The 14,205-nt window shown below is 72.6% G+C and carries 13 protein-coding genes; 1 reads left to right on the top strand and 12 read right to left on the bottom strand.

What is annotated here, in order from left to right; translation table 11 throughout:
* The 6 genes from PV363_RS09305 to PV363_RS09280 all read right to left on the bottom strand — a co-directional run.
* On the bottom strand, positions 1–1,507 hold a 1,507-nt coding region (locus PV363_RS09305), incomplete at its 3' end, for a serine/threonine-protein kinase (protein ID WP_301022183.1).
* Positions 1,508–1,614: 107 nt separating this feature from the next.
* The gene (locus tag PV363_RS09300; RefSeq protein WP_301022182.1) at positions 1,615–4,059 is read right to left on the bottom strand and encodes an FtsX-like permease family protein; all 2,445 of its coding nucleotides are present in this window, start codon (positions 4,057–4,059) and stop codon (positions 1,615–1,617) included.
* The gene (locus PV363_RS09295) at positions 4,059–4,847 is read right to left on the bottom strand and encodes an ABC transporter ATP-binding protein (protein WP_301022181.1); all 789 of its coding nucleotides are present in this window, start codon (positions 4,845–4,847) and stop codon (positions 4,059–4,061) included. Before PV363_RS09295 ends, PV363_RS09300 begins: the two co-directional genes overlap by 1 nt.
* Before the next feature lie 102 nt (positions 4,848–4,949).
* Positions 4,950–5,645 carry a response regulator transcription factor gene (locus PV363_RS09290; protein ID WP_301022180.1) on the bottom strand — a complete coding sequence of 232 codons (696 nt, stop codon included), beginning with the start codon at positions 5,643–5,645 and terminating at the stop codon, positions 4,950–4,952.
* A complete protein-coding gene (locus PV363_RS09285) occupies positions 5,642–6,823 on the bottom strand; it encodes a histidine kinase (protein ID WP_220364873.1) in 1,182 nt (393 codons plus the stop codon). Before PV363_RS09285 ends, PV363_RS09290 begins: the two co-directional genes overlap by 4 nt.
* A 63-nt stretch (positions 6,824–6,886) precedes the next feature.
* Complete coding sequence (locus PV363_RS09280) at positions 6,887–7,849, bottom strand: threonine/serine dehydratase (protein WP_220345388.1); 963 nt, start codon at positions 7,847–7,849, stop codon at positions 6,887–6,889.
* A gap of 63 nt (positions 7,850–7,912) precedes the next feature.
* Between PV363_RS09280 and PV363_RS09275 the strand changes: the two genes are divergently transcribed.
* Positions 7,913–8,170, top strand: a complete 258-nt coding sequence (locus PV363_RS09275) for a PLDc N-terminal domain-containing protein (protein ID WP_220345389.1) — start codon at positions 7,913–7,915, stop codon at positions 8,168–8,170.
* Between the two features lie 9 nt (positions 8,171–8,179).
* On the opposite strand, the gene ccsB is transcribed toward PV363_RS09275, so the two are convergent.
* From ccsB to hemL, 6 genes are all read right to left on the bottom strand, one after another.
* Positions 8,180–9,184, bottom strand: a complete 1,005-nt coding sequence (gene ccsB, locus PV363_RS09270) for a c-type cytochrome biogenesis protein CcsB (protein WP_301022179.1) — start codon at positions 9,182–9,184, stop codon at positions 8,180–8,182.
* Positions 9,181–10,866: a cytochrome c biogenesis protein ResB gene (locus PV363_RS09265; protein ID WP_301022178.1), complete on the bottom strand. Its 1,686-nt coding sequence runs from the start codon at positions 10,864–10,866 to the stop codon at positions 9,181–9,183. The genes ccsB and PV363_RS09265 overlap by 4 nt, the downstream gene beginning before the upstream one ends.
* The gene (locus PV363_RS09260; protein ID WP_255559003.1) at positions 10,866–11,600 is read right to left on the bottom strand and encodes a cytochrome c biogenesis CcdA family protein; all 735 of its coding nucleotides are present in this window, start codon (positions 11,598–11,600) and stop codon (positions 10,866–10,868) included. The genes PV363_RS09265 and PV363_RS09260 overlap by 1 nt, the downstream gene beginning before the upstream one ends.
* Positions 11,601–11,626: 26 nt before the next feature.
* Positions 11,627–12,208 (bottom strand): TlpA disulfide reductase family protein, encoded by a 582-nt coding sequence (locus PV363_RS09255; protein ID WP_220364869.1) that lies wholly within the window; start codon positions 12,206–12,208, stop codon positions 11,627–11,629.
* On the bottom strand, positions 12,205–12,861 hold the full coding sequence (locus tag PV363_RS09250) for a histidine phosphatase family protein (protein WP_220345394.1): 657 nt from the start codon (positions 12,859–12,861) through the stop codon (positions 12,205–12,207). Before PV363_RS09250 ends, PV363_RS09255 begins: the two co-directional genes overlap by 4 nt.
* Before the next feature lie 72 nt (positions 12,862–12,933).
* The coding region (gene hemL, locus PV363_RS09245; protein WP_301022177.1) for a glutamate-1-semialdehyde 2,1-aminomutase at positions 12,934–14,205 on the bottom strand (1,272 nt) is incomplete at its 5' end.

Genomic DNA, 14,205 nt, shown 5'->3' with positions numbered 1-14,205 from the left:
TGGGCGGCGCGGTCGTCGGCGTCGGAGACGCGGTGGTCGGCGTCCGAGTCGGTGATGTCTCCGTCGGCCTCGTCCGCGTCGGCGTCGTCCGGGTGGGCGTCGTCCGCGTCGGCGCGGGCCTGCTGGTCTGCGTCGGAGAGGGGGAGCGCGTGCTGCTGGTCTCCGTCGGCGTCGTCCGCGTCGGCGTCGGGGTGGGGACAGGGTCGGACGGATCGTCACCGCTGGTCAGGACGAGCCCCACGGCCACTGCGGCGGCGATGAGCACCACCGCGACCGCGATCAAGGGGGCGCGGCGCGCCCAGGGCGAGGGCTCGTCCGCCGGACTGCCGGTGTCGTCGAGGGCTGAGCCACCACCGGTCGGCGGCTCGTCGCTGGCGGCCAGCGGCGCGGTCGCTCCGGCGGCAGCCGCCGGGGCCACCGCCTCGGCCGTGACGGGCTCCTGCTCGGCCGTGTCGGTGACGGGATCCGGCTCCTCCGAGTCACCCTCAGCCTGTGCCGCGGAACCGAGCGCCGCACCGGCCGCGGCACCCCCGGCAGCAGCGCCGATCACCGGGCCCGCGGCGGGTGCCGCGGCCTCCGTGGGATCGTCGGCGACCGGAAGACCGACCACCGTGTCGCTGCCTCCGGGGTCGGTGACCGTCACGCCGGCCGCGGCGAGCGCGGCCGCGACGTCTCCGCCGTCACGCACCGCCCGCAGTGCCGCCGCGGCACCCCGCGCGTCCGGCCGCTCGTCGGGGTCGCGCCGTGTCATCGCACCCAGCGCCAACGCCCAGTCGGGCCCGAGCGACTCCGGGATGCGCGGCGGACGGTGCAGCCGTGCCGACAACGTCTCGACCCGCGTGCCGGGGAACGGGTCCTCACCGGTGAGTGCCTCCAGGAGGACCAGGCCCAGGGCATAGACGTCGGCGCGCGGCCCGACCTCGTCCAGGACCGCCTGCTCGGGGCTCAGATAACGCGCCGTACCGACCAGAAGGTCGGGCGAGGTCAGACGAGTGCCCTCGAGATAGCGGGAGACCCCGAAGTCGGTGAGCTTGACCCGCGGCGCCGCGCCGCTCCGCTCGACGAGCATCACGTTGGACGGCTTCACGTCCCGGTGGAGCACACCGTTGTCGTGGATGGCCGCCAGCGCGTCGGCGAGCTGCGCTCCGATGTCGGCGACCGTCTCGGGATCCATCGGCCCGTCGACGAGCACCCGGCTGAGCGTCTTGCCGGGGACGTACTCCATCACCAGGTACGGCGCCTCACCGTCGGCCTGGACGTCGAAGACCGTGACCAGGCCGGGGTGGGAGACGCCGGCGCCGATCCTCGCCTCCATCTCGTGACGGCGTAGCGCGTCCTCGACCTCGACCCCCGCCTCGGCGCGCATCATCTTGACGGCGACGACACGACCGAGGAGCTCGTCACGCGCCCGGTACACGTCGGCCATGCCGCCACGGCCCACGAGCGCCAACAGGCGGTAACGCCCGTCGACCAGCTCACCGACCCGGCCGTTCGTCGGCTCCGACATCGACCGCGGCCCCACCTTTCATCGTCGTCGGTCGCGTTCCGACGACGCGACCTCCTCCATTGTGGCGGGTCGGAGGGCCGCCGGCCGAGTGCGACGCGGACAGAGCGTCAGAGCATCGCGATTCCCTTCGCCGGCGACACCCGCGTGGCCCGCCGTGCCGGGACCACCGAGGCGATCAGACCGGTCGCCGTCGTGGCGGCGAGCACGATCGCGACCTGGAGCCACGGCACCGAGAACGCGACGTCGTCGACGAGACCCTCGGTGAGCGCCCGGACGCCGAGCCATGCGTACGCACCTCCGAGGGTGGTTCCCAGCACGGCGCCGACTCCGGCCATGAGGAGGGCCTCGCCCGCGAGCGTGCGTCGAAGCCCGCCGCGGCTGAGGCCGAGCGCCCGCAGCAGCGCGTTCTCCCGCGAGCGCTCGAGGATCGACAGGCTCAAGGTCCCCGTCATGCCGACGACGGCGATGAGGACCGCGACGGCGAGCAGGCCGACGACGACCGCCAGCATCACGTCGAGCTGCAGGCCGATCCAGGTCCGCTGGACCATGCTTCCGGCGACGTCGGCACCGGCGGACCGGGCGACGGTCGCCGTGTCGGCCATGACCTGTTCCGCGGGCGCCCCACCCTCGCCGCGCGCCCAGACCGCGCGCGGTTCCGCTGCCACGCCCAGCTCGTCGAGCACCCCCGGTCCGACGAGGACGACCTCGCCGAGCGACCCGCCGCCGCGTGGACGGAGGTCGAGCTCGCCGAACGTCGTCCGCAGCCGGGCGCTCTCGCCGTACGAGAGGTCGAGGGCGGTCGAGAGCTCCTCACCGATGACGAGCTCTCCCGGACCCGGGACCACCGTGTCGCCGTGGACGATGCGCGCCGCCGCCGGCGACACCTCCAGCGCCAGCACACGGTGCCCGTCCATCTCGACCTCCCCTCCCGGCAGGGTGGCGACCGAGTCGACGCCGTCGACGCCATCGACGCGGTCCCCGACACCCTCGGCGAGAGGGCCCCCGGCCGCGACCACCCCGACGTCGAGCGCGTACGACGCGTCCAGGTCCCGGTCGATCGACCCGCGCAACGAGGCGGTGCCGATCACCACCATCGTGATGAGCGTGACGCCGATGAGGAGGGAGGTCGCCGTCGAGGCGGTCCGGCGAGGGTTGCGGACGACGTTGTCCGCCGCGAGCCGGCCCGAGACACCGCTGCGTCCGACGACCGGCCCGACCAGCCGGAGGAGGGCGGGGACCAGCAACGGGGCGAGGACGACCACGCCGAGGAACGACGTCATGCCGCCGGCGAGGCCGACCGGGATCAGGTCACCGGTCCCCAGGACCAGGCCGGCGCCACCGACGGACACGAGCACCGCGCCCAGGGCCACGCGGATCCTCCCGGCGCCCCCGGAGAGTCCCGTGGTCTCGTGCGGGCGGAGGGCCTCCAGCGGTGTGAGGCGACCGATCCGGCGAGCAGGCAGGACCGTCGCCCCCACCGCGACCAGCACGCCGAGGGCGAACGGCAGGCCGACGCCGAGCGGGCTCAGCGACACCGCCCCGAAACTGATCCCGGCCGTCCACGCGCGCAGGGCGGCGACGGTCGCGTGCCCGAGTCCCCAGCCGACCAGCACCCCGACCGTCGAGGCCGCCACTCCGAGGGCGAGCGACTCCAGGCGCAGCGAGCGGACGATCTGACGGCGGGTCGCGCCGACGCAGCGCAGCAGCGCGAGCTCACGGCGGCGCTGGGCGAGGACGGTCGTGATGGTGCTCGCGATGACCAGCGTCCCGACGAATGCCGAGATCGCGGCGAACACCAGGACCATCCGCTGGAGAATGTCCACGTCGTTGGTGGCCTCCGCGACCGCGGAGTCGACCCATGCCTCACGATCGGCGACCGGACGCTCGGACCTGTCTGCACCCACGGCAGACCGCAGCGCCTTCCCCGTCGCTGCCGCGGTCGTGTCGGCGACGCGCACGGACACGTCGTCGGCCGTGAGGACGTCACCGAGCCGCGAGCCGACCTGCTCCGAGACGTACACCGTCGATCCCAGCGTGCCGCCCGGGCTCGTCGTAAAGCCGGTGATCGCCACCTCCACCGGGCCGCGTTGCCCGAAGACGCGCACGGTGTCGCCCAGCGCGACGTCGTACCGCTTCGCGCTCGAAGCGGCCATGAGCGCCTCCCGCGGCCGCTGCGGAGCGACTCCGTCGGTGACCTCCTGCCACCTCAGGTCTCGGTCCGCGGCGACTGTGCCGACACTCATCAGCTGCCGGGCCGAGCGGGCCTCCACCTCCACGAAGCCGAGCCGGTTGACGACCGCCCCCTCGACGCCGTCGACGGCCCGGATCTGGTCGATGAGCCGGTCCAGGGTGCGGGAGTCGTCGGCCGACGTGTCCACGACCAGGTCGGCGCCGGCGTACTGAGCGACGACGTCGGACCTGAGCCCGTCACGGGCCGAGGCGCTCAGGGCGTTCACGGCGACCATGAAGGCCACCGACATGACGATGGCGGCGACGGCGGCGACGTAGCGCCGGGAGTGCGCCCGCAAGGACCCCCAGAGCACCGTGCGCATCAGGCGTCCAGTCCGGCGATCGCGGTGACGACGTCCTCGGCGGTGGGGCGCTCGAGCGTCCCGGCCAGCCGCCCGTCTCGCAGCAGCAGCACACGGTCGGCGTACGCGGCCGCGGTCGGCTCGTGCGTCACCATCACGACGGTCTGCGCGAGCTCGTCGACCGAGCGGCGGAGGAAGTCGAGAACCTCGGCGCTGGAGCGGCTGTCCAGGTTGCCGGTCGGCTCGTCGGCGAAGACGACGTCGGGCGAGGAGAGCAGCGCCCGCGCGATCGCGACCCGCTGCTGCTGGCCGCCGGAGAGCTCCGACGGACGGTGCGAGAGTCGGTCGGCGAGGCCGAGCACCTCGATGAGCGTGTCGAAGCGCCGCCAGTCCGGCTCGCGACCCGCCAGGTCCAGCGGGAGCAGGATGTTGTGGCGCGCGGTGAGGGTGGGGAGCAGGTTGAACGCCTGGAACACGAACCCGACGTGCTCGCGCCGGAACCTCGTGAGGGCGTTGTCGTCGAGGTCGCCGAGGCCCGTACCCGCGACCTCGACCTCCCCGGAGGTCGGCGAGTCGAGCCCGGCCAGGCAGTGCATGAGCGTGGACTTCCCCGAGCCCGACGGGCCCATGATCGCGGTGAGCCGGGCGCGCTCGATGGTGAGGTCGACGCCGTCGAGAGCCCGGACCTCCGCCGGACCGCGGCCGTAGGTCTTGACGAGCCCGCGGGTCCGCGCGGCCGCCGTGTCGGTGGGGGTCTGGACGCCGCCCGGCACGGCCGAGGCGAGAGAGGAGACAGGGATCGATGACATGACGACCACGCTAGGAACCGCGGCCGTCGTGAGCGTCGACCCGCGGACCCCTCTCCGACGTGCGCGGTCATACCGCGGTCGTACGTGCCAGTGTCCTTCGGCTCAGGTGGTCGGGCGCACCAGCGCGGTGTCGTACGCGAGGACGACGAGCTGCACCCGGTCCCGGCTGCCGGTCTTGGCCAGCAGCCGCCCGATGTGAGTCTTGACGGTCGGCTCCGCGACGACGAGTCGCCTCGCGATCTCGGAGTTGGTGAGCCCTTGCGCGACGAGGACCAGCACCTCGCGCTCTCGATCGGTGAGCATGTCGAGGCGATGGTCGGGGGCGGCCTCACCGTCGGGCAGCTGGTCGGAGAACCGCTCCAGCATCCGCCGGGTCGCACTCGGCGCCACCACCGCGTCGCCGCGGTGCACGTCACGGATCGCGGCCAGCAGCACCTCCGGCGGGGCGTCCTTGAGCAGGAACGCCGACGCGCCAGCCCGCAGTCCGCTGTAGACGTACTCGTCGAGGTCGAACGTCGTGAGCACCACGACACGGGCGGTCGATCCCCGCTCGCTCAGGACACGCGTCGCGGCCACACCGTCCAGCCGCGGCATCCGGACGTCCATCAGCACCACGTCGACGCCGGTCACCGACAGCCGCTCCACGGCCTCGAGCCCGTCGGCCGCCTCGCCGACGACCTCCATGTCCGGCTGCGACTCCACCAGCATCCGGAAGCCCGCCCGGACCAGCTGCTGGTCGTCGACGAGGAACACCCGCAGCGGGCGCTCGGACGACCCCTCCTCGGGCAGGTCGCTCACCTGGTCTCCTTCCCGTACGGGATGCGGGCCTCGACCCGGAACCCGCCACTGGCCAATGGTCCGGCCACGACCGTGCCGTCGTGGATGGCGATGCGCTCCCGGATGCCGCGGATGCCGTGTCCTCCGCGCGGCGACGGTCCGGCAGCCACCGGCTGGGTGCCCCCGTCGTCCTCGACGCAGACCAGCACGTGGTCGGGGAGCACACCGACCTGGACCCGCGTGCGGACACCGGCGCCGGCGTGCTTGAGGGTGTTGGTGAGCGCCTCCTGCACCACGCGGTAGACGGTCAGTCCGGTGGTCGTGTCGACCGCCGACAGGTCTCCCGTGACCTCGGCACGGACGTCCAGCCCGCTGCGGCGCACCTGGTCGACCAGGGTCGGCACGTCGGTCGCCGTCGGCATGGGCGCCCGCTGCGTCGCGTCGGAGGCGTCGTCGTCGCGCAGGAGCCCGAGCAGGCGGCGCATCTCGGCGAGGGACTGGCGCGACGTGCGCGAGATCGTCTCGAGGGTCTCGCTCGCCGCCTCGGGCCGCGTCCTCGAGGCGTAGAGCGCGCCGTCGGCCTGGACGACGATCACCGACAGGCTGTGCGCGACGACGTCGTGCATCTCGCGGGCGATCCGTGCGCGTTCGGCCGCGGCGGCGATCTGTGCCTGCTGCTCGGCGTCACGCTCGAGCTGGCGGGCCCGCTCCTCCAGGCCGACGACGTACTCCCGCCGCGTGCGCATGTAGGCGCCGAAGGACCACGGCGCAGCGACGACGAGGCTCATGACGACGATGTTGCCGACGATGCTGGACTCGGGCGAGGACGCGTACCAGTCGAGGGTCGAGAGGAGCACCCCGAGGAAGCCGACGCCGAGCCCGGCACGCCGAGCCCAGAGCGGGCCGTACGCGGCGACGGAGTAGAGCGCGACGAGGAGGGCGACGTCGGCGTAGAGCGGTTCGTCGGTCAGGACCAGCTGGCCCGCCAGCAGCAGCGACACGAGCGTGAACGACGCCACCGGGCGTGTACGGCGCCATGCCAGCGCCAGGAGGATGAGGATCTGGTAGCCCGCCTCGCCGGCGGTGCCCGCGGTGCCCAGGTTGAGCGCGAAGGGGACGAGCGGCAGGGCGAGTGCGCCGGCCAGGGCCGCGTCCACCGCGAAGGGGTGGTCACGCGTCCACGCCGTCACTCTCCTCACCTGGCCAGGGTAGGCGGCCGGAGCCGCTCGCCCATCAGACCGTGGTCTGATCCTGTCGACGGGTCAGACCAGCCGAGCGAGCACCGCCGGGTCGATGTTGGCCCCCGAGGCGATCGCGACCGTGGTCCCGGCGGTGTCACCGACCACGCCCTTGAGCACAGCCGCCGCAGCGACCGCACCGCTCGGCTCGACGACCACCCGGGCGCCGCGCACGACGGCGCCCACCGCCGCGAGGATCTCCTCCTCGGAGACCGTGACCACGTCATCGACGTAGGCCGTGATGTGGTCCCAGTTCAGCACGCCGACCGAGTCCGTGCGGAGCCCGTCGGCGACCGTCCGAGACGTGTCGGCGACCGACCAGACCCTGCGCTCCCCCGCCGCCCAGCCCTCCGCGAGGTCTGCCGCGAGCTCCGGCTCGACCGCGACCACCCGGACGTCCGGGCGCAGAGCCTTGACCGCCGCGGCGACGCCGCTCACCAGGCCGCCGCCGCTGACCGGGACGACCACCGTCGCCAGGTCGGGAACCTGCTCGACGATCTCCAGCCCGACCGTGCCCTGGCCGGCGATGACGCGCGCGTCGTCGTACGGCGGGATCAGCGCGGCACCGGTCTCCGCGGCGATCTCCTGCGCACGCGCGTGCCGCTGCGAGGGGGCGACCATGACGACGTCCGCACCCCACCGACGGGTCGCGGCGACCTTGACCTCGGGGGCGTTGTCGGGGATCACGATGGTCGCGTGGACCCCGGCGACACGGGCCGCGTACGCGACGGCCTGCGCGTGGTTGCCCGACGAGTGGGTCACGACGCCCGCACGACGCTGCGCGTCGTCGAGAAGGGCCACGGCGTTGGTGGCGCCGCGCAGCTTGAACGCTCCGGTCGGCTGGAGCCCTTCCGCCTTCACGGCCCACGGGACGCTGCCCTCCGGCGTCACGAACGGGACCACCGGCGTCCGCAGACAGGTGCCGGCGATCCTTTCGGCCGCGGCCCGGATGTCGTCGAGGCCGACCAGGGAGGATGCGATGCTCATGTCGCCAGCCTAGGGCGGCTCCTGGGCCTGCCGACGGTTCGGGCGCACCGGTACCCTGGCCGCATGGGCAAGGCGATTCCGGTCATCATCGTCGTGGCGTTCGCGGTGTACGCGCTGTTCGACGTCATCGCCACACCGCCGGACCGGGTCCGTTATCTCCCGAAGCCGCTCTGGGCGATCGTCGCGCTGGTGCCCGCCCTCGGAGTCGCGACGTGGCTCGTCTTCGGCAAGGTGCGCACCAAGCCTGCCGGCCCTCCGCGGCCCCAGCGCCCCATCGCGCGCGGCCCGGACGACGACCCCGACTTCCTCCGAGGCCTCTGAGCCCGGAGGCTACTTCGCGTACGAGTGGAGGCCGGGGAAGAAGAGGTTCACGCCGACGAAGTTGAACACGAACGTCGCGAACGCGATCAGGGCGAGGATCGCGGCGGCCCTGCCCTTCCAGCCCGCTGTGGCGCGGGCGTGGAGGTAGCCGGCGTAGGCCACCCAGGTGATGAACGCCCAGACCTCCTTCGGGTCCCACCCCCACGGACGACCCCACGCGTGCTCCGCCCAGATGGGCCCGGAGATCAGGGCCGCGAACGTCCAGACAGGGAACGAGAAGGCGGTCACGCGGTAGGCGAGCTGGTCCATCGCGGCGGCCTTGGGCAGCCGGCCGAGGTAGCCCTTGGCGCCACCCCTCGCGTCGGCGCGGGTGCGCAGCAGGTAGAGCACCGAGGCGCCGGCCCCGACGAGGAAGCCCGCGCCGGCGACCATCGCCGAGATGACGTGGATGACGAGCCAGTACGAGTCGAGAGCCGGCACGAGCGGACCGGCCGGCACGTACACCGTCATCGAAAGACCGAGCACGACCACCGAGAAGCCGAGGACGATCGGCGCCAGCCACTGGACCTGCATGAGGACGACCATCACGAGGTAGCCGGCGAGGACGACGGCGATCCCGGTGGTCGCGAACTCGTACATGTTGCCCCACGGGACCCGCTCGGCCGCCAGACCGCGCCCGACGACGCCGGCGAGGAGCACGAGGAAGCCGAGGACGGTCAGCGAGAGCGCCACACGGCCGAAGAGGTCGGAGCGTTCCTCGGCGGTCTCGGCCGCGGCGGCGGTCGTCGCCGTGGTCGTCGCGCCAGAGGCGTCCGACGACCCAGCACCCGACCCAGCCCCCGAGATCGCCGCGCCCGCGAGCGCGGGCTCGGCGGCGCGGGCCGAGCGTTCGGCCCGGACGGCCTTCGAGCCGAACGCCCACTGCGCGACCGACGCCAGCCACGCCAGCGCCAGCACCGCGGTCGCCGACGCGATCGCGGCGTTGGAGAAGTTGGCCCAGTCCTCGAGTGTCATCCCTCGTCCTCGCTCGTACGGCGCGATCCTGTCGCGCCCACCGCGGCGTCATCGGTCTCCGACGCCGCGTCGTAGTCCTTGCCAGTATGCCCCGTGCGCTCGACGAGCCGCTCCCTGAGGTCGTCGACGGTCTGCGCGACGTCGCTGCGAGGGACGCGGTCCAGCGCGGCGACCTCGACCACGGTCACGCCGTCCTCGCGTCGACGAGCGCGGACCCACGTCCGTCGCGGCCGGATCGTCAGCGACAGGATCAGACCCATCACGCCGACCGAGACGCCCCACAGCGGAACCATCACGCCGGGCTGGGCGCTGAACTGGAAGCGGACGAACTGCCGGAGCTCCACGAACTCGACCGTCCCTGCGCCGTCCGGGAGCGAGACGCTCTGGCCCGGCCCGAGCATGATCCGCAACGGCTCCCCGTCGTCACCGGTGAACTGCGTGAGGTTGTCCTTGTCCAAGATGTAGACCGACTGGGTCTCGCCGTCGTCCAGCCCGAGGTCGCCGTAGTAGGCGAACAGTCCGAGCAACGGGTTCGCGGCGGCCGGGTGCGCCGAGACCGGGATGTCGTCGTCACCGGTCGAGACGGCGGTGGGGAGGAAGAAGCCCTGGAAGCCGAGCTGCTGGGGTCGCGCGTCGGCGACCTTCACCACGCCGTTGGACGTGTAGCTCGGGTCGGAGGGAAGGAACGGCACCGCGTCCTCGAACACGACGCGACCGTTGCCGTCCTTCACCCGGATCACCGGGGCATATCCCTGGCCCACGAGGTAGACCGACGCACCGTCGACCCGCAGCGGATGGTTGACCTTCAGCTCGTACGGACGCGGCTCGTCACCAGGGCGGTCGGTGACGGTCCCGGTCGCGACGAAGTCGCGTGGCGCCCCGCGCTGCGGTCCGTCGGTCTCGAACGTCGCGTCGAAGTCGTCGAGCGTCAGCGAGAAGGGCGGCAGGTCGTCGGTGTCGAACAGGCCCCCGGAGGTGAACTCGTCGAACTGGGTGAGCGTGTTGGAGAAGCCGCTGCCCTCGGTGACGATGGCGTTGCCGCGATAGCCGAGCAGGCTCATCGACGCCACGCCGACCAGCACGACCACGAGGCTGACATGGAAGACGAGGTTGCCGAGCTCGCGCAGGTAGCCGGTCTCCGCACGGACCTCGCCCTCGACGACGTCCCCGGAGGCGTCGGCGTCGGTGACCGTGTCCTTGCGGGCGCGACCGAGGGCCCCCCGGGCGGCGGCCAGGACCGTCTCGACGTCGGCGGTCGTCTCGTACGTCGCCGACGCCGGGAGCCGGGAGAAGTTCTTGGGGGCACGCGGCGGACGGGCCCGCAGCGCGGAGGCATACACGCCCACGCGCGGGATGATGCAGCCCACCAGCGACACCATCAGCAGGATGTAGATCGCGCTGAACCAGACCGACGTGTAGACGTGGAAGGCCCCCAGCGTGTCGAGCACAGGCGCCAGGTCGGGGTGACGCTCGAAGTAGGCCTGGACGGCGCGGGCGTCGACCGACCGCTGCGGCACGATCGAGCCCGGGACCGCCGCGAGCGCGAGCAGGAGCAGGAGGAACAGCGCCGTACGCATCGACGTCAGCTGTCGCCACGCCCACCGGGCCGTCTCCACGAACGAGAGCGCCGGTGCAGCGCCTCCACGGCCCTTCTTGGTCGGAGCCCGTCGATCGTCTGCCATCACACCACCGGCCTGAAGCTGCCGACCCACGAGGTCAGCTCGGTCATCAGCTGCCCCCACAGCCCTGTCACGAGGAGCACGCCGACGACGACGAGCAACCCTCCACCCACGAGGGAGATCACCCGCTGGTGCCTGCGCACCCAGGAGGTCGCCCGCGCGAAGCGGCTGAACGCCACCGCCGCCAGCAGGAACGGGATGCCCAGCCCGAGGCAGTACACGAAAGTGAGGAACGCGCCACGACCCGCCGTGCCCTCGCCGTAGGCGAGGGTGAGCACCGCGCCCAGCGCGGGCCCGATGCACGGCGTCCACCCGATCGCGAACAGCACCCCGAGCAGCGGGGCGACCGCGAGGCCGACCGACGGCACGGCGTGGATCCGGACGTCACGCTGGAGCCACGGGACGAAGCCCATGAAGCCCAGGCCCAAGACGATGACGACGACTCCCATCACGATCGCGATCGGCCGCTCGTACTCCCTGAGCTCGTAGCCGATCGAGCCGAAGAGCACCCCGTAGGAGACGAAGACGGCGCTGAAGCCGAGCACGAAGAGGACCGCGCCGGCGAGCAGTCTCCCGCGCTGCCTGGCCGACTTGCCGTCTGCCGCCACCTCGGCCGCGGTCATCCCCGAGACGTAGGAGAGATAACCCGGGAGCAACGGCACGACGCACGGCGAGAAGAAGGACACGAGCCCTGCCAGGAGCGCGACGGCCGTGGCGACCAGCAGCGATCCGGACATGACGGCGTCTGAGGCCCATCCACCCATCAGACCGCTCCCGCTTCCTCGATGAGACCCCGCAGCGTCGACTCCGTGATCGAGCCGAGGATGCGGGCCGAGACGGTCCCGTCCGGCGCGATCACCCAGGTCGTCGGGACCGCCATCGACGGGAGGCTGTCGCGGAAGCCGAGCACGGCCTGACCGGTGCGGTCGAAGATCGAGGGGTAGCCGATGTCGAAGTTCTCGTCGTAGGCCAGCGCGGCCGCGCGGGAGTCGCGGATATTGATGCCCAGGAACTGCACGTCGTCACCGGTCTCGGCGTCGAGCGCGGCGAACGCGGGCGCCTCGACCCGGCAGTCGGCGCACCACGAGCCCCAGACGTTCACGACGACTGTCTTGCCGGCGAAGTCGGACAGCGCGATCGGGTCGCCCTCGAGGGTCTCCCCGGACAGCTCCGGGGCCGGCTCGCGCTCGGCCGGCTTCGGCACGGTGATGCTGCCGTCGCCGGCCACGAAGCCACCCGTCGTCTCGTCTGCCTGCGTCGACGACGAGCAGCCGGCGAGCAGCGCCACCGCGGCGACGGAGGCGAGCAGTCGCGCAGCGAGAGGACGGATGGCGTGGGAGGTCATGCGCCGCCGACGAACTTCTTGCGCAGCTTGGCGGGGATGAGGTCACCGGCCGGCTCGTTGTAGGCGACCGCCACCGGCACGTCGCCCTCGTAGGTCACCGAGGTGACACTCGCGAGGGAGCACTGGCGTCGGCGGGGGTCGTGGAGGTAGCGGCGTCGCTCGACGGTCAGCCGTGAGACCCAGATCGGCAGCTGGTGCGAGACGATCACGGCCTCGTGCCCGCGCGCCGCGTCCCGTGCGTCCGCCATCGCGGCGAGCATCCGGGCGGCGATCTGCGTGTACGGCTCGCCCCAGGACGGCTTCGAGGGGTTGCGCAACATCCACCACGTGACGGGGTGCCGGAGGGACCCGTCACCGACGCCGAACGTCTTGCCCTCGAACCGGTTGCCCGCCTCGATGACACGCGGATCGGTGGTCACCTCGAGGCCCAGCGTCGCGGCGATGGGCTGCATCGTCTCCTGCGCGCGCTCGAGGGGCGAGGCCACCAGGTGCGTGACGTCGCCACCGTCGAAGTACTCCGCGCCCCGCTCGGCCATCTGGCGGCCAAGGTCGGAGAGGTGGTAGTCGGGGAGGCGTCCGTAGAGGACACCAGCGGGGTTGTGCACCTCGCCGTGCCGCATCAGGTGGACGATGGTGCGGTCCTGGGTCGTCATGGGGTCATTCTCGCGGGTCGTTCGAGGATTGCGGTGGGGTGGTCGCCCAGCAGGGCCGAGAAGGCACGCCGGTCAGGCCCGGAGCGCCTCGGCGGCAGCCTGGGCCGCCGGCACGAGAGCCCGCTCGACGGTGTCGAGGGCATCGTCGTCGAGGGCGTGGGAGACGAACCACGCCTCGAACGCGCTCGGCGGCAGGTAGACGCCGTTGTCGAGCATCGCGTGGAAGAACGCCCGGTACGCCGGCTGGCTCTGCGCCTGCGCGTCGGCGAAGTCGACGACGGCGTCCGTACGGCCGAGGAAGGCGCTGAAGAGGTTGCCCGCGGCCTGGACGACATGAGGCACACCGGCCGCGTCGAGGGCCTTGTCCACCAACCCCTGGAGGGTGGTCGAGACGGCGTCGAGGTGGGCGTACACGTCGTCGGTGGCCAGGCGCAGCGTCGTGAGGCCGGCCGTCGTGGCCACCGGGTTCCCCGAGAGGGTGCCCGCCTGGTAGACCGGACCCTCCGGTGCGAGCTGTCGCATGATCTCCTCGCGCCCACCGAACGCCGCCGCCGGGAACCCACCACCCATGACCTTGCCGAACGTCATCAGGTCGGGGGCCCACCCTTCGTGGGCACCGTCCAGACCCCAGTGCCCGCTGCGGCTGACCCGGAAGCCGGTCATGACCTCGTCGGAGACGAACAGGGCGCCGTGGGACCGGCAGGTCTCGGCGAGGAACGCGTTGAAGCCGGGAAGCGGCGGGACGGCGCCCATGTTGCCGGGCGCAGCCTCGGTGATGACGCAGGCGATCTGCGCGCCGTGCTCGGCGAAGGCCGCCGCGACGGCCTCGCGGTCGTTGTAGGGCAGCACGATCGTCTGTGCGGTCGACGCCGTGGGGATGCCAGGCGTGCCCGGGAGCCCGAACGTGACGACGCCCGAGCCCGCCTCGACCAGCAGCGCGTCGACGTGGCCGTGGTAGCAGCCGGCGAACTTCACGATCAGGTCGCGGCCGGTCCAGCCGCGGGCCAGCCGGATCGCCGACATGGTGGCTTCGGTGCCCGAGGACACCATGCGCACCAGGTCGACCGGGGTACGAGCGACGATCTCCTCGGCCAGGGCGACCTCCGGCTCGCTCGGCGTGCCGAAGGAGGTCCCACGACTCGCCGCGTCGCGGACGGCCTCGATGACCTCTGGGCGCGCGTGGCCCAGGAGCATCGGCCCCCAGGAGGCCACCAGGTCGACGTAGGTGTTGCCGTCGACGTCGGTGAGGATCGCGCCGCGACCCTCGCGCATGAAGCGGGGCGTGCCCCCGACAGCGCGGAAGGCGCGGACCGGGGAGTTCACTCCACCCGGCGACACGGCACG

Source organism: Mumia sp., from assembly GCF_028803055.1.
GTDB lineage: Bacteria > Actinomycetota > Actinomycetes > Propionibacteriales > Nocardioidaceae > Mumia.
This window is presented reverse-complemented; position numbering and strand designations above follow the sequence as displayed.

What these genes read in the sequence shown, in the direction of transcription:
- PV363_RS09300 (WP_301022182.1), bottom strand. Translation starts at nt 4,059, where the DNA reads ATGCGCACGGTGCTCTGGGGGTCCTTGCGGGCGCACTCCCGGCGCTAC.
- ccsB (WP_301022179.1), bottom strand. Translation starts at nt 9,184, where the DNA reads ATGACACTCGAGGACTGGGCCAACTTCTCCAACGCCGCGATCGCGTCG.
- PV363_RS09260 (WP_255559003.1), bottom strand. Translation starts at nt 11,600, where the DNA reads ATGTCCGGATCGCTGCTGGTCGCCACGGCCGTCGCGCTCCTGGCAGGG.
- PV363_RS09250 (WP_220345394.1), bottom strand. Translation starts at nt 12,861, where the DNA reads ATGACGACCCAGGACCGCACCATCGTCCACCTGATGCGGCACGGCGAG.
- PV363_RS09265 (WP_301022178.1), bottom strand. Translation starts at nt 10,866, where the DNA reads ATGGCAGACGATCGACGGGCTCCGACCAAGAAGGGCCGTGGAGGCGCT.
- PV363_RS09295 (WP_301022181.1), bottom strand. Translation starts at nt 4,847, where the DNA reads ATGTCATCGATCCCTGTCTCCTCTCTCGCCTCGGCCGTGCCGGGCGGC.
- PV363_RS09280 (WP_220345388.1), bottom strand. Translation starts at nt 7,849, where the DNA reads ATGAGCATCGCATCCTCCCTGGTCGGCCTCGACGACATCCGGGCCGCG.
- PV363_RS09255 (WP_220364869.1), bottom strand. Translation starts at nt 12,208, where the DNA reads ATGACCTCCCACGCCATCCGTCCTCTCGCTGCGCGACTGCTCGCCTCC.
- PV363_RS09275 (WP_220345389.1), top strand. Translation starts at nt 7,913, where the DNA reads ATGGGCAAGGCGATTCCGGTCATCATCGTCGTGGCGTTCGCGGTGTAC.